Origin of the sequence: Pseudomonas coronafaciens pv. oryzae str. 1_6 (assembly GCF_000156995.2) — a bacterium.
Lineage (GTDB): Bacteria > Pseudomonadota > Gammaproteobacteria > Pseudomonadales > Pseudomonadaceae > Aquipseudomonas > Aquipseudomonas tremae.
The window spans coordinates 2,633,809-2,656,166 of the sequence record NZ_CP046035.1 but is presented as its reverse complement, the minus strand read 5'-3'; the positions used below and the strand labels follow the sequence as shown (position 1 = coordinate 2,656,166).

The window sequence follows — 22,358 nt, the reverse complement described above, 5'->3', positions numbered from 1 at the left end:
TTGGCGCTGCAAGTTGCGGGCCTGATCTGATCACTGAAAATCCCGACTGCGCACATCCAGCCCGGTCAGCAACGGCGTCAGGTCATAGAGCCTCTGGGCGATCAGGTGGCGCACGCCATTGTTTGACTCCAGCCGCCCGAACACCTGCAGCAACTGCGAGCCGACCAGCACCTTGCGTTGACGCTCGGCAAGGTCGCGCCAGACCACGACGTTGACCATGCCGAACTCGTCCTCCAGCGTCACGAAGGTCACGCCGCTGGCGGTGCCCGGTCGTTGGCGACCGATGACCAGACCTGCCAGGCTCAGGGTTCGATCGTTCTCGAGGGTCAGCAGATCCTGCGAGCTGCGAAAGCGCTTGGCGGTCAGTTGCCGCCGCAGCAAGGCCAATGGGTGCGGGCCCAAGGTAGTGCCCAGCGAGGCATAGTCGGCCACCAGGTCTTCGGCCACGGTCGGCAACGGCAGCGTCACATGGGTTTCTTCGCCGGGCAGGTCACTGAACAGCGGGCGCTGAGCCTCGACCCCCGCCACTTCCCAGCGCGCCCGGTGCCGATGGCCGATCAGGCCGCGCAAGGCTCCGGAATCCGCCAGAGCTTCGGCAGCGCGCGAGTCCAGGCCGGCGCGCTGAGCCAGGTCGGTGGCATCGGTAAACGGCCGTTTCGAGCGCGCCGCTTCGATACGCAGGGCATCGTCTTCGCGAAAACTGCGCAGCATGCGCAACCCCAGGCGAATGGCCAGATTGCGCGTCCTGTCTGGATGCTCGACCGGCTCCAGCGAGCAATCCCAGTGGCTGTAACGCACGTCCACCGGACGAATTTCGATGTGATGGCGACGTGCGTCCTGCAACAGTTGGTCCGGGCTGTAGAAACCCATCGGCCAGCTATTGATCAGTGCGCAGGCAAAAGCTGCCGGTTCATGGCATTTGAGCCAACAACTGGCGTAGGTCAGCAAGGCAAAACTGGCGGCATGGGATTCGGGAAAGCCGTAGCTGCCAAAACCTTTGATCTGCTCGAAGATACGGTCGGCAAAATCTGCCTCGTAACCATTCTTCAGCATGCCGGTGCGTAAGCGCTCACGGTGCGGATCCAGCCCGCCGTGGCGTTTCCAGGCGGCCATCGCGCGACGCAACTGGTCGGCCTCACCGGGTGTGTAATCAGCCGCAATGATCGCCACTTCCATGACCTGCTCCTGAAACAGCGGCACGCCCAGGGTACGTTTAAAAACCGACTCAAGCATTGGTGGATAAGTAACGGCTTCTTCACCATTACGCCGACGCAGGTACGGATGAACCATATCGCCTTGAATCGGCCCCGGCCGGACGATGGCGACTTCGATGACCAGATCGTAAAACTTTTCCGGCCTGAGACGCGGCAGCATGGCCATTTGCGCGCGGGACTCGATCTGGAACACGCCGATGGTGTCGGCGCGGCTGATCATTTCGTAGGTTTTTCGATCATCACCGGGCAGATCTGCCAGCGTCCATCGTTTGCCACGATGCAGATGCACCAGATCGAACGTCCTGCGCAGTGCGCTGAGCATGCCCAGTGCAAGGATGTCGACTTTCAGCAGGCCGACAAGGTCCAGATCGTCCTTGTCCCACTGGATAATAGTGCGGTCGGCCATCGCCGCGTTTTCCACCGGCACCAGCGTGTCCAGCGGATGCTCGGAGATCACGAACCCACCCGGATGCTGCGACAGGTGCCGAGGAAAGCCGATCAGTTCGCCGGTCAGGGTCAGCACACGCTTGAGGACGGGGGTTTCGGCATTGAAACCATATTCGCGCAGGCGCTCGGGCGACGGCAGCGAGTCGCTCCAGCGACTGAAAGCTTCAGCCAGCGTGTTGATCTGGTCGGGTGGCAGCCCTAGCACTTTGGCCACGTCACGCACCGCACCTGAACCGTGGTAGGTGCTGGCCACAGCGGTCAGCGCCGCCCTGCCGCGGCCATAACGTCGGAAAACGTACTGAATGACTTCTTCGCGGCGGTCATGCTCGAAATCCACGTCGATGTCTGGTGGCTCGTCGCGCTCTCTGGAAATGAAGCGCTCGAACAGCAGGTTGCTCTTTTCCGGGTTCAGTTCGGTAATGCCCAATGCGTAGCACACCGCAGAGTTGGCCGCCGAGCCACGGCCCTGGCAAAGAATGTGCTGGCTGCGAGCAAACTCGACAATGTCGTGAACTGTCAGAAAGTAGCTGTCGAATTTCTTTTCCTTGATCAGGGCGAGTTCTTTTTCGACCTGTGCGCGTGCCACCGTACTCAGCCCGTTCGGCCAGCGCCTGCGAATACCGCGTTCGGTCAGCTCACGCAGCCACGATGAGGAAGTTTGTCCTTTGGGAACCAGCTCGTGAGGGTATTCATACTTTAATTGGTCCAGGTCGAACGTGCAGCGCCGGGCGATGCGTGCCGATTCGGCCAGCAGCCAGTCGGGGTAATGTTCTGCAAGCGTGTCGAGTGACCGTAAATGACGCTCGCCGTTGGCAAACAACAGGTGCCCGGCTTCCGCTACCGTGGTGTGATGGCGGATGGCAGTCATGGTGTCCTGCAAGGCACGTCGCCCGCGCGCATGCATGTGTACGTCACCGCTGGCCACTGCCGGAATGCCCAACGCCTGCGCCAGTGCCAGCAGGTCAGCAAGGCGCTGATCGTCATCTGGACCGCGGTGCAACTCTACGCCCAGCCAGAGGCGCTCGGCAAAGAGCTCGCGCAACCAGTTGCCCTGCGACAGGCATGCTTGAGCATCATCGCCGATGTCTGGCAGCCAGATGGCCAGCAGACCGTCCAGCGACACCTCGACATCCTCGCGCAGCAGTCGGTACTCGCCCTTCCTGGCCCGCCGCCGCGCCACTGTGATCAATTTGCACAGTGCTTCATATCCCGCCTTGTTCTCCACCAGGAGGACAACTTTCGGGCCGTTCTCGATGTGCATTTCGCTACCGACTATCAGCGGCACACCAGTGTCCTTCGAAGCCTGCCAGGCACGGACAATGCCCGCCAATGTGCATTCATCGGTGATTGCCAGCGCCGTATAGCCGTGGCGCAAGGCACGCTCGAACAATTCTCGGGCGCTTGAAGCGCCGCGCTGAAAACTGAAGTTGGACAGGCAATGCAGCTCGGCGTAATCGGTACTCATGCAAACCAGCCATGCAGCAGCAGTTCGCCCTGCTCGCCAACGCAGCGATACGCCCAGGCGCGCTGGCCATTGGCGGTTTCGACCAGATAATAATCACGGCGCACATCACCACCGTCCCACCAGCCGGACTCGATTCGCTCGGGACCTGCAACGATGCGCGTTGCATGGACGGGCAAAGGCAATGGCTCGCGCAGCAGCCAGCCAGGGCGTGTAACGCCGCGTGCCGGAAAAACCGGCTTGCTGGTGCTTTGCGGTTGCCAGGCACATTCCGGACGATGATCCGCCTGCGCACGCAGGCCACAGACCGACTCGTCACCCAGACGCGCGCGCAAGCGCTCGCGCAGTTGCTCCCACGGCAGGGTCTGTTGCACGCGCTCATCGAACAGCTCGCGGTGCGTCGGCACAAAGTCCGGCAGGTCACGGGCCTGCAAGCGTACGGCACGCACCGGCGAGGCCACCAGGACTTGTTCCAGCCTGCCACGAGCCAGTTCGAAGAGCATCGAGGGGTCGCGTTCGGCACTCAACAGCCCGACCGGAACCACGCTCTCGGGGCCATCGACGTGTTCCAGATGCAAGGCAAAGCGCTGCACGCCACTGTCACGTCCGGCCAAGAACAGGGCCAGATCGGCAATCAGACGCTTGAGGGGAAATAACAGGGCCTGATGCGATTCGACATCAAAATTCAGCTCGATGCGCACATCGAAGAAATCCGGTGGCGTGTAGCACTCGAGCGCCACCGGCCGCTCCCCTAACAGTGTGTCAAGGTGCTGCAGGACACTGGCCGGAAAACGTCGTGCCAAAGTATCGCGTGGCAAGGCCAGAACCTGCCGTACGCTGCGCAGGCCCATGCGCGTCATGGCAGTGGCCGCCTCGCGACTCAGCCCGATGCGATCCAGTGGCATCTGTTCCAGGGTGCGACGCAGTTCATGCGGGCAATCAATGCTCAGGCCATCATGCATGTTGGCCAGCATCCGCGCTGCTATCGGGTTGGGAGCAACCACGATGCGGTGGCGGAAACCCTGTTTTGTCAGTTCTTCACGCAGGCGAGCCTCGAACACAGGCCACGGCCCGAACAGCTTGAGGCTGGACTCGATCTCCATCAACAGCACCCGAGGGTATTTGAGGCTGACACTGGAGCTGAAACCGTAGGCCCAGGCAGCCAGCAGTTGCTGCAACTGCTCGGTGTCGGCGGGGTCGTGTACGACCGTCGCAAAGCCCGGCACGAGTGCCTGCGCCGCTGTCAATGACTGCCCTGCCCTCAGCCCCAATGCCCGCGCAGCCGGATTGACAGTTTGCAGAACGCGCCGATGCGCACTGCCGCTGATCAGCGCCAATGGCTCATCAGGATCGCTGCGACGACGCATGACGCCGTCGAGCGCCAATTGTGGCAGCAAGACACAGGCCCACAGCATAAGAACCTCAAGCGTCGGTCGGGAATGGAATCGGAAAAGGCGGTGCCAGCCCGCCGCGGCACTTGAGCACGCGCATTTGTGCCGGACAGGTATCGACAGCGATCCGCAGTGCGGCCGGCGATGGGTTGGCAGCAGCCTGTTGGGGGCGACAGGCAAATGCCAGGGTCTGCCCGGTTTCGGCGGCCACCTGCAAGCGCCGCAATGCACGGTCATCGACCATGCCGGGCCAGCAAATAACCGCGCCACAACTGCCCGAACGCAAGCACTGCTCGGCCGCCCACAGGGCATCACGCGTACCGGCCTCGATCACCACCAGATGACGCAGGTCGACCCCGGCAGCGAGCCAGGCCTGTGGATAGGGAATATAAGGCGGAGCGACCAGCACGATGCGCTCACCACTGCCCGACAAACGCGCCAGGCTCGGCCACAACAGGCGCAATTCACCGCTGCCATTGGACGCAATGAGGATTTCGGTCAGCGCCGAAGCAGGCCAGCCACCGGTGGGCAAAGCGCTGTCCAGCGCCGCATGCCCGCTGGGATGCGGGCTGACCTGCGACGTGCCCTGCTGACGACCCTTCCAGACCCTGCGCTCGTCCAGCAAGGTGTCCAGACTGACCAACGCGCCCATCATTCGCGCCGGACCAGCCCGCAGAACACGCCTTCGATGGCGAAGTCCTGATCGGGCGTGACGATGATCGGTTGGTAAGCCGGGTTGCGCGGCAGCAGGTGCAACTGATCGCCGCGGTGCTGCAGACGCTTGATGGTGACCTCGCCGTCCAGACGGGCAACGACGATCTGCCCATCACTGGCCTGCGGGTTGCGGTGTACACCGACCAGATCGCCATCAAGAATACCGTCCTCTATCATCGAGTCGCCCTGCACGCGCAACAGGTAGTCGGGCACGCGGGTGAACGTGCTGCGATCCAGATGCAGCGTGGTGTGTATATCCAGATCCGGCCCGATGGGAGCACCTGCAGCCACACGGCCCAGCACCGGAATTTCCAGCAGCTCGGGACGTGGCTCACTGTTCAGCAGACGAATACCGCGGGCCTGATGCGGCACGACCTCGATCAGACCGGCCTCGGTCAGGGCCACAATGTGTTTGCGCGCCACGCTGCGTGAAGCAAAACCGAAAGCTTCGGAAATTTCCGCCAGGCTCGGCGATTGCCCTTGCTGCGCGATGCGGTCGCGGATGAAGGTAAGGATGGCGCTACGACGTGGAGATAATGTGCTCATGGAGTACATTTGTACTCCTTTCGGTATTTTGTGGCTAGCGCGTTTGGTCGGATTGAGGAAGGCTATTATTCGGATTTTCCCAACAGTGAAATCACAAACACCCGGTTTATAGCGCCAGTCAAAGAGCAGACACTCTACGGCTCTTCAAACATCAGGAGTACTCATTGTGATCACGCGCCAACTGGGTAAAAACGGTCCGCAGGTTTCCGCTACAGGCTTGGGTTGCATGGGCATGTCGGATTTCTATACCACCGGCATTGATGAGCAGGAGTCCATCGCAACGCTGCACCGTGCGCTGGAGCTGGGTGTCACTTTTCTTGATACGGCTGACATGTACGGCCCGTATACCAATGAGGCCCTGCTGGGGCGGGCCCTGCAAGGCAAGCGTGAGGGGGTCCATCTGGCCAGCAAGTTCGGCATCGTGCGCGGTGACGACCCGCATGCGCGAGGGGTAAATGGCAGCCCTGAGTACATCCGCCAGGCCATCGAAGGCAGCCTCAAGCGGCTGAATACCGATTACCTCGACCTTTATTATCAGCACCGCGTAGACCCGAATGTGCCGATCGAAGAAACCATTGGCGCGATGGCCGAGCTCGTCAAGGCAGGCAAGGTTCGTCATATCGGCATCTGTGAAGCCAGTGCCGCGACCATCGAAAGAGCGCACAAGGTGCATCCGTTGGCAGCGGTACAAAGCGAGTACTCGCTTTGGTCACGAGACCCGGAACACAATGATGTGCTTGCCACCTGCCGTCGTCTGGGCATTGCCTTTGTTGCCTACAGCCCGCTGGGCCGTGGCTTTCTGACCGGCGCGCTACAGACCCCTGACGACTTCGCCGCCGATGATTACCGACGCTTCAGCCCACGCTTTCAGGGCGAGAACTTCAATCGTAATCTGGCATTGGTGGAACAGGTCAAGACGCTGGCCGCAGCCAAGGGCAGCAGTGCCTCTCAACTGGCGCTGGCCTGGGTTCTGGCGCAAGGCAACGACATCATTCCGATTCCAGGCACCAAACAACGCAAGTATCTGGAGAGCAATGTGGCCGCAACCACGCTGACCCTGAGTGAAGATGAACTGGCCCGACTGGACGCAATCTTTCCGTCCCGCGGGGCAGCTTCAGGTGAGCGTTACAGCCCGGAATCGATGAAGTCTCTCAACGGCTGACAGATCCGACACCCGATCAAGCGACGGGTATCAGGTTGTCGTAGGGCAAGCCTCGGTGCCGTTGTTAAGGCCTTGCTTGTGAGTCTTGTAATCCAGCGTGGCTTTGCCATCGACCCACTTCAAGGTGACCACCACCACTGAGTCGAAATCGTCGCCGGTCCAGTCATCCACCAGGTTGACGGCCTTGCCAGACGCCTCTTCAGCGACCTTGTTGATCAGCTCCGGCAGGTAGCCGTGTGACCAGGCGGTATAGATGATCGAGTTATGGTACTTGTCCTGCATAAACTCGCTGGCAAGTTCACTGGTGTCATTGGCGCCGAAGTCGATATTGACCGGCAGACCCAGCTTGATCGCACTTGGCCCGACCGTCATCAGGGGCCGGACATAGCTGTAGGACAAGTCGCCCTCACCTTCTTCCACATGCCGGCTGGGGTTGGCGGCGAAAATAAAGTCAGCCTTGCCGAATTCTCTGGGAAGCACTTCCGACAGTTCTATGGCCCGGTTGAGCCCTTGGCAGTTCAACTGCCCCAACCCCATCGCCGGTTTTTCGGCGTGGCGAAGAAAGACCAGAGTCTGGGTGCCGTTCTTGGGTTCGGCATGCACCCCTTTACCCATGGCAAACAGAACCAGTGCAGATGCCACAAGCACTGACGGGAAAAAGAACCAGGCGATGCGGCGCTGAAGACGGGCGGTCAAAGGCATTTTTGGAATATTCATTATCTTCTGAGTCCGTTGCGCATTTGAAAGGGATCAGCCCATTGGCTGGTGCGAATGTGCAAGCGTGTGCAGTTCGTCCCGAGAGTTTCTGCGGATCAGTAGAGCAAGGGCGCAATAGCGAGCACCCCTGACCACGCGCGAATCTTAGTGCGCACATGTTTCGAAATTAAGAATGTGGACGATTAAGAGTGTCAAAAAGCGATTCTGTTGCAATCGCCATGAAAAAAACCGTCCCGCGTACAGAGAGAACTGTCAGAAAACCGTCGAAAGCAGAGTAATAAGGCCTACTGTTGCTCGCCCAACAGCAAACTCACAGGCTGCTACCTGTTCAACAACGCGTTGTACTGAGAAACGTCCCGAGCCCTTGCCTGCCAAAGGCTTCAGGTCATTGGCACAGAGCGTGCAATATTCCATTTTGTGAATTTCACACACTTTGGACTGCTGATTTTGAATATACAAATCAGTCATTGCAGCCCTGTTCCTTTATCTGGACGCCCACTATGACACACCCCCCCGTTTCTTATCGGCTGCTGACCTCACGCCGTCTCGTCCGCTGGGTGGCCGCGGCCTGTGCAATCGCGTGGAGCCTGCAAGGCGTGGTTCAGGGCGCAGAAACGGCGCCTGCCGAAGTGCGCCTGGATTATGCCTATTACTCGCCGGTCAGCCTGGCGCTCAAGCATTTCGGCTGGCTGGAGAAAGCTCTGCCGGATGCCAAAGTCACTTGGGTACTGAGTCAGGGCAGTAACCGCTCGCTGGAATATCTGAACAGCGGCAGCGTCGATTTTGCTTCGTCGGCCAGCCTGTCCGCGGTACTGGCCAAGGCCAACGGCAGCCCGATCAAGTCGGTCTACGTCTATAGCCGTGCAGAATGGACGGCTTTGGTGGTGCGCAAGGACTCAACCCTGCAATCGGTCGCCGAACTCAAAGGCAAGAAAATCGCCGCGACCAAGGGCACCGATCCTTACCTGTTCACCTTGCGTGCCCTGCAACAGGCCGGGTTGAAAAAAGATGATGTCGAGCTGCTGCACCTGCAGCATCCAGATGGCCGTACCGCGCTTGAGAAAGGTGACGTGGACGCGTGGGCCGGGCTTGACCCACATATGGCGGCCAGTGAAATCCAGTCCGGCGCTCGCTTGCTTTACCGCAATAAGGACTTCAACAGTTATGGCGTTCTGAGTGTCATTGAAACCTATGCCAAAGAGCACCCGCAAGCGATCAGGACTGTATTGGCCGCCTATGAAAAAGCCCGTGAGTGGGCGGTGAAAAACCCCGATGAGCTGGCAAAATTGCTGGCCACCGAGTCGGGCCTGCCGCTGGATGTCGCCAGGCTGCAATTGTCACGCACAGACCTGAGCAATCCGCAATTGAGCGCAAAAGACGTGGAAGCGTCCAGGTTGGCAGCACCGATTCTGGTGTCTGAGGACTTGGTGCGCAAAGGTGTGAATGTCGAACAGGTGATTGATCAGTTGATCACGCCTGAATTTTCCAGAGCCGTGACCGCGAACCCATGACCAGCCGAGACAAATCGTTACCCGCCTCGGCGCCGCCAGTACTGTCTGACGAGGCGCAACGCACACTCTGGCAGCGCTACAAAACGCCACTCAAGGGCCTGGTCGTGCCTGCGGTGATCGTTGTGTTGCTGGAAATAATCGTACGCATCGGCTGGTTGCCGTCCTATCAGATGCCAGCCCCCAGCGACATCCTGCTGACGCTGCGGGATCTGGCAGATGGCGCACTGTGGAAGCACATCAGTGCCAGCCTGTTGCGCGTGCTCAGCGGATTTTTCATCGGCGCCGGTCTGGCCTTGGTGTTTGCCGCCTGGGTGGGCCTCAGTCGAGAGGCAGAGGCTTATCTGGAACCGACCTTCGCCGGCCTTCGCTCCATACCGAGCCTGGCTTGGGTGCCGCTTCTGCTGCTATGGCTGGGCATTGGCGAAACCTCGAAAGTCGTATTGATTGCGATCGGGGCGTTTTTCCCTGTTTACCTCAACGGCGTGGCAGCGATTCGAGGCATTGACCGCAAGCTGGTGGAGGTCGGGCAGATGTATGGCTTCAATCGTTACCGCCTCACTCGGCGCATATTGTTGCCTGCCGCCCTGCCCGGTCTGTTCACCGGACTGCGTAGCGGCATGAGCCTGGCCTGGATGTTTCTGGTGGCCGCCGAGTTGATCGCAGCCACCAAAGGCCTGGGTTATTTGCTCAGTGACGGCCGCGAAACCTCGCGCCCGGACATCGTGCTGGCCGCCATCATCGTTCTGGCAACACTGGGCAAGTTGAGCGACAGCGTGCTGGCGGGTCTCGAAAAACGCTTTCTCGCCTGGCGAGACACCTTCAAGGGTCAGGGGGATTGATCAATGCCGGATGTGTTGATGGATATTCGAGTGGAACGCAAGGCTTTTGCTGGCGATACAGTATTGCGTGACATAGCCCTGTCATTGCGGTTGGGTGAAGTCGTGAGTCTGCTGGGCCCCAGCGGCTGCGGTAAAAGCACCCTGCTCCGAATCGTCGCCCGACTGGAGCAGGACTTTCGGGGTTCGGTGGAGCGGGTACAGGGCGAGGTTGCGTTCGTGTTTCAGGAGCCGCGCCTGATGCCCTGGCTGACCGTCGAACAGAATATCGGTTTCAGCGACGATGACAGCTACGATCGCGCCTGGGTCAAGCAACTGATCGAGGAAGTGGGTCTGTCGGGGTTTGCCGATGCCTTGCCCAAAGCGCTGTCAGGGGGAATGGCGCAACGCGTGGCACTCGCCCGAGGCCTGTATTCGCATCCGGCAATATTGCTGCTTGATGAGCCATTCAGCGCGGTGGATGCATTTACCCGCATGAAGCTCCAGGACCTGCTGCTGCAACTGGCTCGGCGTCATGCCATCGCACTGTTGCTGGTCACTCACGATGTCGACGAGGCGTTGTACCTGAGCGACCGGGTGCTGGTCATGGGCAACCGCCCCGGCACCATCACCCATGAACTGCTGGTCGAAGTGCCAGCACCCAGAGATCGCCGAGATCCGTTGCTGGCTCGCCTGAAGGCCCAGGCACTGACCGGCCTGCATCAGGCGCATGTCATTTGACACGCCAGACAGCAGATGGTCGGCCCTTCAGGGGGTGTTTTTGAAGGTGTCCCAGATGCCCAGGCGCAGGACTTCGATATTGATCGGCACCTGCACCATGACAAACAACCGGCTCAGCATCTCGGCATCGGGGTATACGTCGGTATCAGTCCAGAGCGCAGGACTGATCAAGGCATCTGCTTTCTCGTTACCGTTGGCGTAATGCACGGTATTGGTGATGTTGGCGATCACTTCCGGCCGCAGCAGATAATTCATGAAGGCGTAAGCGCCCTTGGTGTTCGGGGCATCAGCAGGAATGGCAATCATGTCGAACCACATCGGAGCCCCCTCCCTGGGCACCACGTAGGTGATGTTCGGACCGTCTGCGACTTTCTTGGCCAACTCCTGAGCCTGGGAAATATCGCCCGAATAACCTACCGCTACGCAGATTTTGCCCGCAGCCAGGTCGGCGATGTAATCGGCCGAGCTGAAATTGCGAATATATGGCCTTACGCTGTCGAGCACTTTCCTGGCCTGCGCATAGTCGCTTGGTACTTCACTGTGCGGCTGCAAGCCGAGGTAATTGAGGGTAATGGGCAGCAGCGCAGGCGCGCTGTCCAGAAACGCAACGCCGCATTGGGCAAGTTTTTTCATGTTTTCCGGTTTCAGGACCAGCCCCCAGGAGTCAACCGGCGCATCTTTGCCGAGCAGCGCTTTGACCTTGACGGCGTCGTAGCCGATTCCGGTGCTGCCCCAGAGGTAAGGAAAACCATGTTGGTTGCCAGGATCGCCAGCCTCGAGAACCTTGAGCAATACCGGATTGAGGTTTTTCCAATTGGGCAACTGGCTTCTGTCGAGGGTCTTGAGCAGGCCCTTGTCGATCTGCCGCCCCATGAAGTGGATGGACGGAAAGACCAGGTCATAGCCCGAATGACCCGCCACCAGCTTTGCGTCCAGCGCTTCGTTGCTTTCGAAAGTCTCATAAGTGGTCTTGAAGCCACTGGCCGCTTCGAATTTTTCGAGCGTGTCCGGAGCAATATAGTCTGTCCAGTTATATATATTGACCGTTTCAGCCGCATGGCTGGTCGAGGCAAGCAGCATCAGTGCAGCAAAGGATCTTTTCAGCATGCGCAGTTCCTCGGGTCAGTAGTGACAGCTTGCCCGAGGTGCTACGGGAAAACCAATGTGGTACGGGGGATATCCACGCCCTCAAAGTCGTTAATAACTGTATGGCGCGACCCTATCAATACCTTTTAATGATACCGCTCATATAATTGAATTTTTTCATCAAGCGTCATAAAAATTTTTTCCAGCAAAAGCCTGACTGATGCTATTTTCAGTGTTCGTCAGATCGCTCAGTAAACCTGCTGGAAAGCAGCGTCCCGACAGATGATTGGCAAGGCCGCTCATCGTCTGGTCATCATGACTTTGCCAGACACATCCTGACTGGTCTGCCTACCCCATGGAGCATTGGAAGCTCGGTTGATTCAGGTGGGCCATCGCTATGAACAAAGTCACCTTTCCCAACGCCTGCCAGTTGATGCGCTGGCACTTTCATCCAGTTGGCTTCGAAGCCTCGATGGATGCGCCTGGCAGCATGATTGCCCGACTGTTCGATCGCGCAAGTGGCGAAACGGTAGTGGCGATTGCCGGCTTGCCTTGCTCCACGGTGATGAACGCAGCCGACGTAGAGCGCATCATCGAAGCGATTGAGGACGAGCTCGAATTGTTCGGTTCAAGCACGCATCAGCAGATAACCAGCTTCTCCTGAGCATGTAGTCGAAGTGAAATCATCGACTGCACCTGGGCTCAGCCAGCCTGAACCCTGCCACGCAGATCATCAAAGAACGGCTTATCCCGGGCAATACGGTCTGATGCCTTGGGCATGTGAGCACTGTCGGCCGCCGCTGCACCTGCTGTTTCGTCTATGTACCAATAACAATGCCGTGCCGAGCGGGTGATGGCCACGTAAGCGAGACGCAAGACTTCATCCTTTTGCGCGGTATCGAACGGCTGAAGATCGTTCGCGTCGCCCAGACCGGCAAGCCGATAGACCTGATTCTTGTAAGGCGAGACGGTGAGGTGCTGACAATCGCCCAACAGGAATACGGCATCTGCCTGCAGCCCTTTGGAACTGTGGTAGGTGAGCGTCCTGATACGCCGACCCTGATTGCCCGTTGCAGCGTCGGCATCGATCAACGCCTGCAGACGCTCGGCAAACCGGGCTTTCTCGCTACCCTTGCGATAGAGCAACAGAATCGAATCGCCGTCGTTGTAGTGCTCGGCCACACGCTCGGCCAGCTCGTTCTCGTCGCGGTCCAGTACTTTGACAGGCAACAACTCCTGAGGCGCACCGCTGGCACGGGCTTTCTTGCCGGGAATGGCCGGTGCGGCACGAACAATATGCTCGGCCGCGTCGATGATGTGTTGATGGCTGCGAAAATTCTCGCTGAGCATGACCTTGGTGGTCGCCGGAGAGGAAAACTCCTTGGCGAACTCCATGAAGTACTTCGGCGAACTGCCCCGCCACCCATAGATCGATTGCCAGTCATCACCCACGCACAGCAATGATGAATGCTGCGCGATACGCCCGACGTGCATTGCGGGACCACGACGCCTGATCTCTCGCAAACTGGCGCGAATCCACGAAACGATCTGTGGCGAAACGTCCTGAAATTCGTCGATCATCAAATGTGACAGCGGTCTCAACATCTCGTCACTGACGTGTTTGAGGTTTTCCGGCGAGGTTTCTCCGAACAATGCAAACATGCGGTTGTAGGTCATGATCGGAGGCGTCTGGGCCTGAAGGTGTTGTTCGAAGGCTTTCCAGAACAGGCTGAGCGCCTCGAAGAAGAAGCGGTCCGGGTCATCGCTGGCGAAACTCATTTCGGCGACGGCGTCTGGCACATCCAGCCCGAGGTTCTCGATGAAGCCGGCGGCGCTGACAAAGCAGTCCAGCAACGGTGCTGCGCTCAACTCGCCTTTGACACGATAATCGAATCCCGGCCCGGCCACTGCAGCCCCGGACAACGACTGCAACACCTCGCTGGCTGATCGATAGTTATCTAACCATATCAATGGCTTACTGCAGAAAGCTTGAAACAGGGTGCGCTTTATGACGCCTTCGGCCCAGACTGGCAGTTTGGCGCCCGGGCGTTTCAGCTGCTGGTCCTCACTGGCGTCCAGGCCCAATACGACCCAGGCATCCAGCTCCGCGATATAACCGTGAAAATGAAACGGAAAACCATTTATTTCAACGGTTTGGCGCATAGGCTCAATGCCCTTTATAGGCCAGACCCCGGCGCGGATCCACAGGTCCTCGACAGTGTCACACCACTCTTCATCCCGTTTCGAGGACAGTTCGGTCACCGTGACGCGCTTTTGCACGTCAGGGTGATCGCGGTCCAGCTCCTTGAGCTGCAAGGAGTGTCGATAAAGCGGCGCCATAACCTCGCGAAAACGCTCATTGCTGGCGTACAGGTCGCGATAACACAGGTTCAACTGCTGGCGCTGAGCGTCGTTGATCCGCAGATCAAAGGGGTTGCTGTCCGCATCCTCTGCCCCCGCAGACTGATTGCCAAGGTTCTCGAACGCTCGCAGCTGATCAAACCCCGGCAGGCTGCGCACCAGCGGCAGAATGCGCGAGTGGAAGGTGCGCACCAGGTCCCGGGCCTGTTTTTGCCCCATTGCATGCCCCCACAAGGCCATGACATCGATCAGCTTGCTGATGAAATCCTTGCGCGATTCCCGGGTGAAGGTCACCACCGTCATCGCGTTCAGCTCAAAGCCCAGATAGTGATGCAGCAGCAGGATACGCAATACCAGCGATGTAGATTTGCCCGCCCCGGCACCTGCGATCACGTAAGTGGACGGCGTGTCACTGAAAATCATCTTCCATTGCGCGGCACTGGGCTGAGCCTGCGCAGGCAGCTTTTCGGCCACGTCACTCTTGACGCGCTTCTTCAGCTCAGGCGTCAGCGCAACACGCCAGTCATCGAACAGATGATCGTCCACTTTAGGACCGCGATGCAGAGCCGGACGCTTGTCATTGATGACCAGAACCTGACGACCCTGCTCCTGGCCATCGAGATAGCCTTCGGCATAACCCTCGCTGACCCCTTCGATATGACCGTTCAGGTAGCCGTCGGCGTGCCCCTGAAACCACGACGGCGTGTGCTGCGCGCTCAGCCTGGTCAGACCGCGCGCCATCACACGCGCCAGCAGACGTTTGAGAAACGGCAGCTGGCGCGGCGGCAGCAGATCGACATCCAGGTCATGGGGAAGCTCGGAAGGCAGATCGTCGGGCACGCAGACTCCATTGGTGGCTTGCAGACAGAATACAGGCGCCTATGGTGGCTGGATTCGTCTGCAGGTTCCAGTGAAATGCTTTGCTGTCAGTGCGTTAGCCGATCAACTGCATGCAATGTAGCAGGTGCTGTCAAAGCGGCATGACTGTTTTCGGTATCAATGCACCCCGATGCTGAATGACCACGCCGGCAAGCCGATGCCCTGCTTCGGCGGCCTGTAAAGGGTTTTCACCCAGCAGTCGCGCAGCCAGGTAGGCAGCGCTGAATGAGTCTCCGGCTGCCGTTGTATCGACAATGTTCTTGACGCGTTGAGGCGCAACTTCAAAGCGCTCGCTACCCGCCTCGATCAGGCAGCTCTGCGCACCGCGCTTGACCACCACCTCTCCGATGCCGCGATCGCGATAAGCTGCGAGCAATTGCTCGCTGTCGGTGTAACCGTAAAGCGCCTGCTCGTCATCATCGGTCAGCAGCGCCAGATCCACATACGGCAAGCACGCCTGGTAGGCCTCGCGTGCCTGCTCGACACTGGCCCACAGCCGAGGCCGATAGTTGTTGTCGAATGCCACCCTGACGCCGCGCGCGCGGGCACGGCCCAGCGCTTCCAGCAGGCGCGCACGCCCCTGTTCGCCCAGCACCGCCAGCGTAATGCCGCTGAAGTACAACACGTCATAGCTGGCCAGTGCCGCAAGAATCGGTTCGGCAGCCGGCGTCATGAAACAGTCGCGCACGGCGGCCTCATTACGCCAGTAAAGAAAACGACGCTCACCACTGGCATCGGTCTGAATGCAGTACAACCCCGGCAACCGGCCCGACATACGCTGCACTTTGCCCAGACCAATGCCCTCGTCGGCCCACGCCCGGCACATGGCATCGCTGAAACTGTCGTCGCCCAGCGCAGTGACATAGTCAACCTTGGCGCGCTCTCCCAGCAGACGGGAGAGATAGACGGCGGTATTCAGAGTGTCACCACCAAAGCTCTGGTGCAGGCTGCCGTCGGCATGCTGTTGCAACTCAATCATGCATTCGCCGATCAGGGCGATTCGTGGAAGGCTCATAGCGTTGACTCCTGCAAAAGCTTGAACTAGAAACAGGTAGTGAAAGGTTCGATAACCCGCAGGTCATCATCCACCAGGCAACCTGAACGCCACTTGTCGAAGGTCAGACACGGGTGCGAGGTGCCGAAAGAAATGATATCGCCCACGCGCAGCTCGCAGCCGGGCGCAACTGTCATGAAGGCATGCTGATCCATCACCGCAGTGACCTGGCAGGCGCTGACATCGACCCCTGAACCGGGCGACGCACCCGGTTTGTAGCACAACAGCGGGTTGGGCAGCCCTGCATCGTAGGCAACATCGCGCTTGCCCATGGCAATGACCGCGAAACCTGTTTCAGGCATGGACTGCACATGCGCCCAGACTTCAAGGGCCGGACGCAGCGCCTCGCTCAACTCGGCGCGCCGGTCCAGCACGCAGCATTGCGCATCCTTGTAGATACCGTGGTCATGCACCACGTAGCTGCCGGGCCGCAGAACGCTGAGGAACCGCTCGCGAACCGCCTGAGCGTCGAAGGCTTCGGCGATCAGGTCATACCAGGCCGAGCCTGAAGCCGTCACGATCGGGCGATTCAGGGCGAAGGCGCCTTTGTTCTGCAACTCGACCGCCAGGCGCACCAGCGACGCAGCGAATTCCTTGATGCCGGCAACCGCCTGATCACCATGGATGACGCCCTCGTACCCCTCAATGCCGGTCAACGCCAGCGCCGGTTGAGCCTGAACGGCGTCAGCCAGGGCCAGCACCTGAGCTTCGCTACGGCAGCCGCAGCGCCCGCCCGGCACACCGTATTCGATCATCACGTTCAAACGCAGCCCGCGCGATGCAAAAAACGCCCCCAGCGCTGCCACGTTGTCCGGGTGATCGACCATGCAGTGAAATTCAAACATCGGATCAGCCAGCAGCTCGGCGATCACTGCCATGTTCGGCGTTCCGACCAACTGGTTAGCCATCAGCACACGCCTTACACCATGAGCATAGGCAGCCTGGGTCTGCACAGCGGTCGCCAGGGTCATGCCCCAGGCACCGGCGTCCAGTTGGCGGCGGAACAATGCCGGGACCATGCTGGTCTTGCCATGCGGCGCCAGCTCCGCACCGCTATCGGTGACAAAGCGCTGCATCCAGCGAATATTGTGCTCCAGTGCCTGATTGTGAATGACCAGCGCGGGCAGGCTGACATCGCTGACCAGGCTGTTCCCCGGTTGCGCATTACCTTTTTCCATGACGGCGGTGCTCATCGGTAACCTCCTGCAATTATTCGTTGATTCGGCGAGCCAGGCCATTGGCACTGTCGATCAGCACCCGCCGGTAGTCGTCGTAATGGGTTTTTGCGTCAGCACGTGGCGCCACGATGCACAGGGTTGCAATGCACTGACCCCGCTCGTCCTTGACCGGCGCGGCAAAGCAATGGGTGAAGGTATCGGCCACGCTGTCGAAAGAGAAAAAGCCCTCTTCGCCTGCCTTGCGGATTTCCCGCAAAAAAGTTTCCAGCGGCAAACGCTCACCGCCCGGCAGAATGAAATCATCGGGATCGATCAGGTCGATGATTTGCTGATCGGTCAGGTGACTGAGCAATAAACGTCCGGAAGCGGTCCAGGGGATCGGTGCGTTTTCGCCGATGTCCGAAGAAATCCGAAAATGCCTTTCGCCCTCCTTCATCAATGCCACTGTGTATTTGCGGCCGTTGAGCAGGCACATCTGCGCGGTTTCTCGGGTCTGACTGACGATGTCGCCCAAGCAGGCTTCCGCCTCGCGTGTGAAATCGAAATGGCGCAAGTGTGCTTGGCCGAGAAAATACAGCTGACGACCGAGATAGACGTGCCCTTCTTTGCCGACCGACTCCAGAATCCGCCGCTCCAGCAACGACGCCACCAACTCATAGACAGTCGACTTGGGGCTGCCAATGCCGCTGGCTATTTCATTGGGGCGCATAGGCCTGGCCTTTTCCTTGAGGAAATCCAGAATATCGAACGCCCGGTCCAACCCACGCGCCCGGCGTTTGATCACGTCTTCAGTCATGCCGATTCCTTAAGAAAACTTCACACGGCAAGCTCAGGCCGAAAGCCCTGTCGCCTGCCGCTTTGCGCTGACTGCTACTACTTCCGCTTGTAGGCAATACAGTCGATTTCGACTTTGCAGTCGACCATCATGCTGGCTTGTACGCAAGCGCGAGCGGGGGCATGTTCAGGGCTGAAGTATTCGCCGAACACCTTGTTGAAACTCCAGAAATCCCGAGGATCTTCCAGCCACACACCGACGCGCACTACGTCCTTGATGTCATAACCGGCCTCTTCGAGAATGGCGATCAGATTGCGCATGGTCTGGTGCGTCTGCTCGACAATGCCGCCAACGATGATCTCGCCGTCCTGCGCGGGGACCTGCCCGGAAACATGCAGCCAGCCATCTGCTTCGACAGCTCGGGCGAATGGGCGCGGCTGGCCGCCACCTGCGGTGCTGCCAGCGCCATAACGGGTAATAGTCATGAGGTTTTCCTTGGTTGAACGTTGAACATGATGAAACGTTAAAAGCGGATGTTCTTGAGAAATTCGCTCAAGCGTGCCGATTTCGGCTGCTCGAACAAGGCTTTTGGTGGCCCCTGCTCCTCGATGCGACCCTGATTCATGAAGACGATCTGATCTGACACTTCATAGGCAAAACGCATTTCGTGGGTGACCAGCAACATGGTCATGCCCTCCTCGGCCAGGTCCTTTATCACACTCAGCACCTCGCCCACCAGTTCAGGGTCCAGTGCCGAGGTCACTTCATCGAACAGCATCAGGCTGGGATTCATGGCAATGGCGCGAGCGATGGCTACACGCTGCTGCTGGCCGCCGGACAACTGGCCGGGAAAGTGGTTGCGCCGCTCCAGCAGCCCGACGCGATCCAGCCATTTTTCGGCGAGTGCAATCGCCTGGTCCTTTTGCATCTTCTTGACCTTGAGCAGGCCAAGGGTCACGTTCTGCAAGGCACTGAGGTGTGGGAACAGGTTGAATTGCTGAAACGCCATCCCGGTCATGGCACGGTGCTGTGCAATCAGACGTTCCGGGTGACGAACACGCTTGCCGTCTATGTGGCTGTAGCCGATATCCTGACCTTCGAGGCGGATATGACCGCCCTGAAACTCTTCCAGCAGGTTGACGCAGCGCAGCAAAGTGGTCTTTCCAGACCCGCTGGAGCCGATCAGGGTCACGACATTGCCTTTCTGCATACGCAGGTCGACGCCCTTGAGCACCTCTAGATTGCCATAGGATTTATGCAGGCCCTCAATGCTGAGCAGCGCCGGGCCGGGGGTTGCAGTCTGAGTCAATGTCATGGCAAGGCCACCCGTTTTTCGATTTGTCGCCCGAGAAGCTCGATGGCGTAGTTGATAAGGAAGAACAGGAAGCCTGCAAACAGATAGAACTCCAGGGTCATGAACGTCCGGGCGATCACTTGCTGCGTGCTCAAGAGCAGTTCAGCGACGCCGATGACCGAAAGCAAGGTCGAGGCCTTGACGATCTCGGTCGACGAGTTGACCCAGGTCGGCAGGATCTGGCGCATGGCCTGTGGCAGCAGCACGTAGCGAAGCGTTTGACTGAAACGCAAACCTATCGCCTTGCCTGCCTCGATCTGGCCGGGAGGAATGGCCTGTAGCGCACCTCGCACGATCTCTGAAACATGAGAGCCGCAGAACAGCGTCAAGCCTATTGCTCCGGCCTGAAAGGCGCTGATATGCCAGCCCAGCGCCGGTACCATGTAAAAAACCGCCAGCACCAGGACAAATACCGGCGTGCCGCGAATCAGATCCACGTAGAGGCGGACCGGAAGTCGTGCGAAAAAACCGCCATAGGTCAGCACCAGACCGGCCAGCATGCCGATCAGCGTGCCCGCGACAATCGCCAGCGCCGAGCATTGAATGCTGGTCAAAAAGCCCGACCAGAGTACTTCTCGTGCCGTCCATAATTCCTGCAACCAGCCAGGGGGTTGGTACATGATGGCCTCCTAGCGGCGAATCGCCAGACGTTGTTCGAGCGCACGTAAAAGCATCGCAATCACGTAGCAGGCCACCACATACAGCGCGGTGGTCACCAGCCAGGTCTCGATCACCCGGTAGCTCTCGACGTTGATCTTGCGTGCGTAATAGGTCAGTTCCGGGACAGCAATGGCGGCCGCCAGCGACGTGTCCTTGAACAACGAAATGAAGTTGTTGGAAAGCGCAGGCAACACATTGCGCAGCATGACCGGCACGGTTATGTAGGCCCTGACCTGCCATTCGCCCAAACCAATCGCCAAACCCGCTTCACGCTGGCCTTTGTGAATGCTCAGCAGCCCGGCCCGGAAGACCTCGGTCAGGTAGGCACCAGCGTACAGCGACAGCGTGACAATGAACGAGGCCAGCTTGTCCAGGCGTATACCCAGCCCTGGCAAGGCAAAGTAGATCAGCAGGATCAACACCAGAATCGGCGTATTGCGCACTACCGTCACGTAGATGGACGCCACAATGCGCAGTGCCCGATAACGCGATAACAGCGCGAAAGCGTTCATCAGGCCGATCACGCAACCGATGGCGATCGAGATCAGGGCCAATTCCAGGCCCAGCCCCAAACCCGCCAACAGGCTGGGAAAGTCGCGCCATACGGCGTCAAAATTCAATTGATAATTCATGCTTGCCCGTACCTGACAGGGGCAGGCCTGATGGCCTGCCCTGCCCTTGAAGGTCAAAGTGGACTTATTTGTATTCCATCGGAAAGCCGATTGCTGGCACAGGCAGATCAACGCCGAACCACTGCTTGAACGAAGCGGCATAAGCCGGGAATTCGACGCCGGTCATGGCTTCATGCAAGGCGGTGTTGACGAAGTTCAGCCAGTCCTGGTCGCCACGTTTGACGGCGCATGCGTAGGTTTGCGGGCTCCAGGCAAAAGACGGTGAGCGATAGCGACCTGGGTTTTGCACCATCAGGTACTTGACCGAAGACTGGTCGGTCGCGGCCGTATCGGCGCGACCAGAGTTGATCGCCTGGTACATCAGATCGACGCTGTCGTACTGGTCGACCTTGGCCTTGGGCAGTGCCTGATGCACCAGTTCTTCGGCATAGACGTTTTGCAGTACGGCAACGGTGACGCCATCGCCCGCCGCTTTCAGGTCATCGATTTCCTTGTACTTGCTGTTCGCAGGCAGCAGCAGCGCTACACCCTCGCGGTAGTACGGCAGTGTGAATGCCACCTGCTGCGCACGGCTGGCGGTGACGGTGATGAACTGGCAACTGATATCGACCTTGTCAGTCAGCAGATTGGGGATCCGGGCGTCCGAAGACTGCACCACGAACTCGACCTTGCTCGGGTCATTGAACAGGCCTTTGGCGATGATCCGACCGATATCGATATCAAAGCCCTGCAACTTCCCGTCCGCGCCTTGAAAATGCCACGGCGCATTGGTACTGCCTGTGCCGACGACAAGGTTGCCGCGTTTCAATACTGCTTCAAGTTTACTTCCCTGGGCCGCCTGCCCGGTATTAGTCAGGCTGAATGAGGCTGCAAGAACAAACGCACAAGCTTTCAGAAAAGAAGGTCCGCGATGCATGACATAAACTCCGCCGAGGTACTGGTTATTCCGCTATAGCGGACTCTGGTATGTAACAACGGAATAGGCAGCAGAAAGTGTGCCATAAATGGCAAACTAAAAACATCGAGTAAATAAACCGAGATAAAACAACAGCCTGAAAACAAATGTACGGCAGCCGATTGCAAGCGGATTTTTAACGACCCGCTACTGGCTGTCACAATTGAGTGGTAAGGCCCCATTCCTGTGCGGGTACGCTGCAATGGGTGGCAGCGCTACAGTCCGGAATGATGTTGCGCGATGCTGAAGATGTGTGCTTGGTGCGCCGTGGGATGCATGCCAATGCAGGGCATAGGCATGCGGGCGAGCCTTGGGCAGCTCAAAGGCAGGTAGCAATCGCCGCAGAACGCAATGCCGCTTGGGAATCGCCTTGTGGCGCATAAAACTCGACGGTGGTGGCCGGGCCTTTCGCGTGCACATCTGCGAAATAAGTCGATTCGGTGGTGAATACGGTGAAGCCGCCGCCTGACAAGTCATGCAGGAATACATCCGAAGACGTACCGAACATGGCTTCGTTTTGCCAAGTCACCTGAATGCACTGGGCGACAGCGCTATCCTGCTTGGCGCTGGACAGCACCTTTACAGGCCCTGCCGAGCGTGCCGAAGCAGAAGGCGCTGCGCACCCGCTCAACGCGGCAGCTGCAACCAGGGTAAAGCTCGCTAAAAACAGAAACTTCATGTCATGCCCACGCTGATAAAAAGCC

22 protein-coding genes are annotated in these 22,358 nt (G+C 58.9%); 5 read left to right on the top strand and 17 right to left on the bottom strand.

Annotated features, from left to right (window positions below; genetic code table 11):
- Window positions 1-30: 30 nt before the first annotated feature.
- Genes POR16_RS12020 through lexA form a run of 4 tightly spaced genes read right to left on the bottom strand, consistent with a single transcriptional unit; the run spans window position 31 to window position 5,783 of the window.
- Complete coding sequence (locus POR16_RS12020; RefSeq protein ID WP_122381304.1) at window positions 31-3,126, bottom strand: error-prone DNA polymerase; 3,096 nt, start codon at window positions 3,124-3,126, stop codon at window positions 31-33.
- Window positions 3,123-4,538: a Y-family DNA polymerase gene (locus tag POR16_RS12015; RefSeq protein ID WP_005890877.1), complete on the bottom strand. Its 1,416-nt coding sequence runs from the start codon at window positions 4,536-4,538 to the stop codon at window positions 3,123-3,125. The genes POR16_RS12020 and POR16_RS12015 overlap by 4 nt, the downstream gene beginning before the upstream one ends.
- A gap of 7 nt (window positions 4,539-4,545) precedes the next feature.
- Entirely contained in the window at window positions 4,546-5,166 is a 621-nt protein-coding gene (gene imuA / locus POR16_RS12010) for a translesion DNA synthesis-associated protein ImuA (RefSeq protein WP_042932329.1), read from the bottom strand.
- Window positions 5,166-5,783, bottom strand: a complete 618-nt coding sequence (gene lexA / locus POR16_RS12005; RefSeq protein ID WP_024671519.1) for a transcriptional repressor LexA — start codon at window positions 5,781-5,783, stop codon at window positions 5,166-5,168. The genes imuA and lexA overlap by 1 nt, the downstream gene beginning before the upstream one ends.
- Window positions 5,784-5,940: 157 nt before the next feature.
- Here lexA and POR16_RS12000 point away from each other — a divergent pair, with 157 nt between their 5' ends.
- Complete coding sequence (locus tag POR16_RS12000; protein WP_005890883.1) at window positions 5,941-6,936, top strand: aldo/keto reductase; 996 nt, start codon at window positions 5,941-5,943, stop codon at window positions 6,934-6,936.
- Between the two features lie 30 nt (window positions 6,937-6,966).
- Here POR16_RS12000 and POR16_RS11995 read toward each other — a convergent pair whose 3' ends face one another.
- Complete coding sequence (locus POR16_RS11995) at window positions 6,967-7,653, bottom strand: hypothetical protein (protein ID WP_042932330.1); 687 nt, start codon at window positions 7,651-7,653, stop codon at window positions 6,967-6,969.
- Between the two features lie 252 nt (window positions 7,654-7,905).
- Window positions 7,906-8,121: a hypothetical protein gene (locus POR16_RS11990; protein ID WP_005890885.1), complete on the bottom strand. Its 216-nt coding sequence runs from the start codon at window positions 8,119-8,121 to the stop codon at window positions 7,906-7,908.
- Between the two features lie 32 nt (window positions 8,122-8,153).
- Between POR16_RS11990 and POR16_RS11985 the strand changes: the two genes are divergently transcribed.
- Genes POR16_RS11985 through POR16_RS11975 form a run of 3 tightly spaced genes read left to right on the top strand, consistent with a single transcriptional unit; the run spans window position 8,154 to window position 10,720 of the window.
- Window positions 8,154-9,164: an aliphatic sulfonate ABC transporter substrate-binding protein gene (locus tag POR16_RS11985; protein ID WP_005890886.1), complete on the top strand. Its 1,011-nt coding sequence runs from the start codon at window positions 8,154-8,156 to the stop codon at window positions 9,162-9,164.
- On the top strand, window positions 9,161-10,003 hold the full coding sequence (locus POR16_RS11980; protein WP_122381305.1) for an ABC transporter permease: 843 nt from the start codon (window positions 9,161-9,163) through the stop codon (window positions 10,001-10,003). The genes POR16_RS11985 and POR16_RS11980 overlap by 4 nt, the downstream gene beginning before the upstream one ends.
- 3 nt (window positions 10,004-10,006) lie before the next feature.
- A complete protein-coding gene (locus POR16_RS11975; protein ID WP_005890892.1) occupies window positions 10,007-10,720 on the top strand; it encodes an ABC transporter ATP-binding protein in 714 nt (237 codons plus the stop codon).
- Window positions 10,721-10,747: 27 nt separating this feature from the next.
- On the opposite strand, the gene POR16_RS11970 is transcribed toward POR16_RS11975, so the two are convergent.
- On the bottom strand, window positions 10,748-11,827 hold the full coding sequence (locus POR16_RS11970; protein ID WP_005890894.1) for a polyamine ABC transporter substrate-binding protein: 1,080 nt from the start codon (window positions 11,825-11,827) through the stop codon (window positions 10,748-10,750).
- A gap of 376 nt (window positions 11,828-12,203) precedes the next feature.
- On the opposite strand from POR16_RS11970, the gene POR16_RS11965 reads away from it, so the two are divergent.
- Window positions 12,204-12,470, top strand: coding sequence for a DUF1652 domain-containing protein (locus POR16_RS11965; protein WP_005890896.1), 267 nt, complete (start codon window positions 12,204-12,206; stop codon window positions 12,468-12,470).
- Window positions 12,471-12,508: 38 nt separating this feature from the next.
- Here POR16_RS11965 and POR16_RS11960 read toward each other — a convergent pair whose 3' ends face one another.
- The 10 genes from POR16_RS11960 to POR16_RS26585 form a co-directional block, all read right to left on the bottom strand.
- Window positions 12,509-15,007, bottom strand: coding sequence for a UvrD-helicase domain-containing protein (locus POR16_RS11960; RefSeq protein WP_162010093.1), 2,499 nt, complete (start codon window positions 15,005-15,007; stop codon window positions 12,509-12,511).
- 130 nt (window positions 15,008-15,137) lie between these two features.
- The gene (kdgK, locus tag POR16_RS11955) at window positions 15,138-16,061 is read right to left on the bottom strand and encodes a 2-dehydro-3-deoxygluconokinase (protein ID WP_005892865.1); all 924 of its coding nucleotides are present in this window, start codon (window positions 16,059-16,061) and stop codon (window positions 15,138-15,140) included.
- A gap of 26 nt (window positions 16,062-16,087) precedes the next feature.
- The gene (locus POR16_RS11950) at window positions 16,088-17,293 is read right to left on the bottom strand and encodes an amino acid deaminase (RefSeq protein WP_005892867.1); all 1,206 of its coding nucleotides are present in this window, start codon (window positions 17,291-17,293) and stop codon (window positions 16,088-16,090) included.
- Between the two features lie 16 nt (window positions 17,294-17,309).
- A complete protein-coding gene (locus tag POR16_RS11945) occupies window positions 17,310-18,074 on the bottom strand; it encodes an IclR family transcriptional regulator (RefSeq protein WP_005892868.1) in 765 nt (254 codons plus the stop codon).
- Between the two features lie 77 nt (window positions 18,075-18,151).
- Window positions 18,152-18,538 carry a RidA family protein gene (locus tag POR16_RS11940; RefSeq protein WP_005892869.1) on the bottom strand — a complete coding sequence of 129 codons (387 nt, stop codon included), beginning with the start codon at window positions 18,536-18,538 and terminating at the stop codon, window positions 18,152-18,154.
- Window positions 18,539-18,576: 38 nt separating this feature from the next.
- Window positions 18,577-19,368: an amino acid ABC transporter ATP-binding protein gene (locus POR16_RS11935; protein WP_005892870.1), complete on the bottom strand. Its 792-nt coding sequence runs from the start codon at window positions 19,366-19,368 to the stop codon at window positions 18,577-18,579.
- Window positions 19,365-20,027, bottom strand: a complete 663-nt coding sequence (locus POR16_RS11930) for an amino acid ABC transporter permease (RefSeq protein WP_005892871.1) — start codon at window positions 20,025-20,027, stop codon at window positions 19,365-19,367. Before POR16_RS11930 ends, POR16_RS11935 begins: the two co-directional genes overlap by 4 nt.
- Window positions 20,028-20,036: 9 nt before the next feature.
- Window positions 20,037-20,699 (bottom strand): amino acid ABC transporter permease, encoded by a 663-nt coding sequence (locus POR16_RS11925; protein WP_005892872.1) that lies wholly within the window; start codon window positions 20,697-20,699, stop codon window positions 20,037-20,039.
- 64 nt (window positions 20,700-20,763) lie between these two features.
- Window positions 20,764-21,615 (bottom strand): transporter substrate-binding domain-containing protein, encoded by an 852-nt coding sequence (locus POR16_RS11920; protein WP_005892873.1) that lies wholly within the window; start codon window positions 21,613-21,615, stop codon window positions 20,764-20,766.
- 358 nt (window positions 21,616-21,973) lie between these two features.
- Complete coding sequence (locus POR16_RS26585) at window positions 21,974-22,333, bottom strand: hypothetical protein (RefSeq protein WP_042932522.1); 360 nt, start codon at window positions 22,331-22,333, stop codon at window positions 21,974-21,976.
- Between the last annotated feature and the right edge of the window lie 25 nt (window positions 22,334-22,358).

Excerpts from the sequence above, each read along its gene's own strand:
- POR16_RS12020 (WP_122381304.1), bottom strand. The coding sequence starts at position 3,126 with ATGAGTACCGATTACGCCGAGCTGCATTGCCTGTCCAACTTCAGTTTT.
- POR16_RS12015 (WP_005890877.1), bottom strand. The coding sequence starts at position 4,538 with ATGCTGTGGGCCTGTGTCTTGCTGCCACAATTGGCGCTCGACGGCGTC.
- imuA (WP_042932329.1), bottom strand. The coding sequence starts at position 5,166 with ATGGGCGCGTTGGTCAGTCTGGACACCTTGCTGGACGAGCGCAGGGTC.
- lexA (WP_024671519.1), bottom strand. The coding sequence starts at position 5,783 with ATGTACTCCATGAGCACATTATCTCCACGTCGTAGCGCCATCCTTACC.
- POR16_RS11995 (WP_042932330.1), bottom strand. The coding sequence starts at position 7,653 with ATGAATATTCCAAAAATGCCTTTGACCGCCCGTCTTCAGCGCCGCATC.
- POR16_RS11990 (WP_005890885.1), bottom strand. The coding sequence starts at position 8,121 with ATGACTGATTTGTATATTCAAAATCAGCAGTCCAAAGTGTGTGAAATT.
- POR16_RS11985 (WP_005890886.1), top strand. The coding sequence starts at position 8,154 with ATGACACACCCCCCCGTTTCTTATCGGCTGCTGACCTCACGCCGTCTC.
- POR16_RS11980 (WP_122381305.1), top strand. The coding sequence starts at position 9,161 with ATGACCAGCCGAGACAAATCGTTACCCGCCTCGGCGCCGCCAGTACTG.
- POR16_RS11975 (WP_005890892.1), top strand. The coding sequence starts at position 10,007 with ATGCCGGATGTGTTGATGGATATTCGAGTGGAACGCAAGGCTTTTGCT.
- POR16_RS11970 (WP_005890894.1), bottom strand. The coding sequence starts at position 11,827 with ATGCTGAAAAGATCCTTTGCTGCACTGATGCTGCTTGCCTCGACCAGC.
- POR16_RS11965 (WP_005890896.1), top strand. The coding sequence starts at position 12,204 with ATGAACAAAGTCACCTTTCCCAACGCCTGCCAGTTGATGCGCTGGCAC.
- kdgK (WP_005892865.1), bottom strand. The coding sequence starts at position 16,061 with ATGAGCCTTCCACGAATCGCCCTGATCGGCGAATGCATGATTGAGTTG.
- POR16_RS11950 (WP_005892867.1), bottom strand. The coding sequence starts at position 17,293 with ATGAGCACCGCCGTCATGGAAAAAGGTAATGCGCAACCGGGGAACAGC.
- POR16_RS11945 (WP_005892868.1), bottom strand. The coding sequence starts at position 18,074 with ATGACTGAAGACGTGATCAAACGCCGGGCGCGTGGGTTGGACCGGGCG.
- POR16_RS11940 (WP_005892869.1), bottom strand. The coding sequence starts at position 18,538 with ATGACTATTACCCGTTATGGCGCTGGCAGCACCGCAGGTGGCGGCCAG.
- POR16_RS11935 (WP_005892870.1), bottom strand. The coding sequence starts at position 19,368 with ATGACATTGACTCAGACTGCAACCCCCGGCCCGGCGCTGCTCAGCATT.
- POR16_RS11930 (WP_005892871.1), bottom strand. The coding sequence starts at position 20,027 with ATGTACCAACCCCCTGGCTGGTTGCAGGAATTATGGACGGCACGAGAA.
- POR16_RS11925 (WP_005892872.1), bottom strand. The coding sequence starts at position 20,699 with ATGAATTATCAATTGAATTTTGACGCCGTATGGCGCGACTTTCCCAGC.
- POR16_RS11920 (WP_005892873.1), bottom strand. The coding sequence starts at position 21,615 with ATGCATCGCGGACCTTCTTTTCTGAAAGCTTGTGCGTTTGTTCTTGCA.
- POR16_RS26585 (WP_042932522.1), bottom strand. The coding sequence starts at position 22,333 with ATGAAGTTTCTGTTTTTAGCGAGCTTTACCCTGGTTGCAGCTGCCGCG.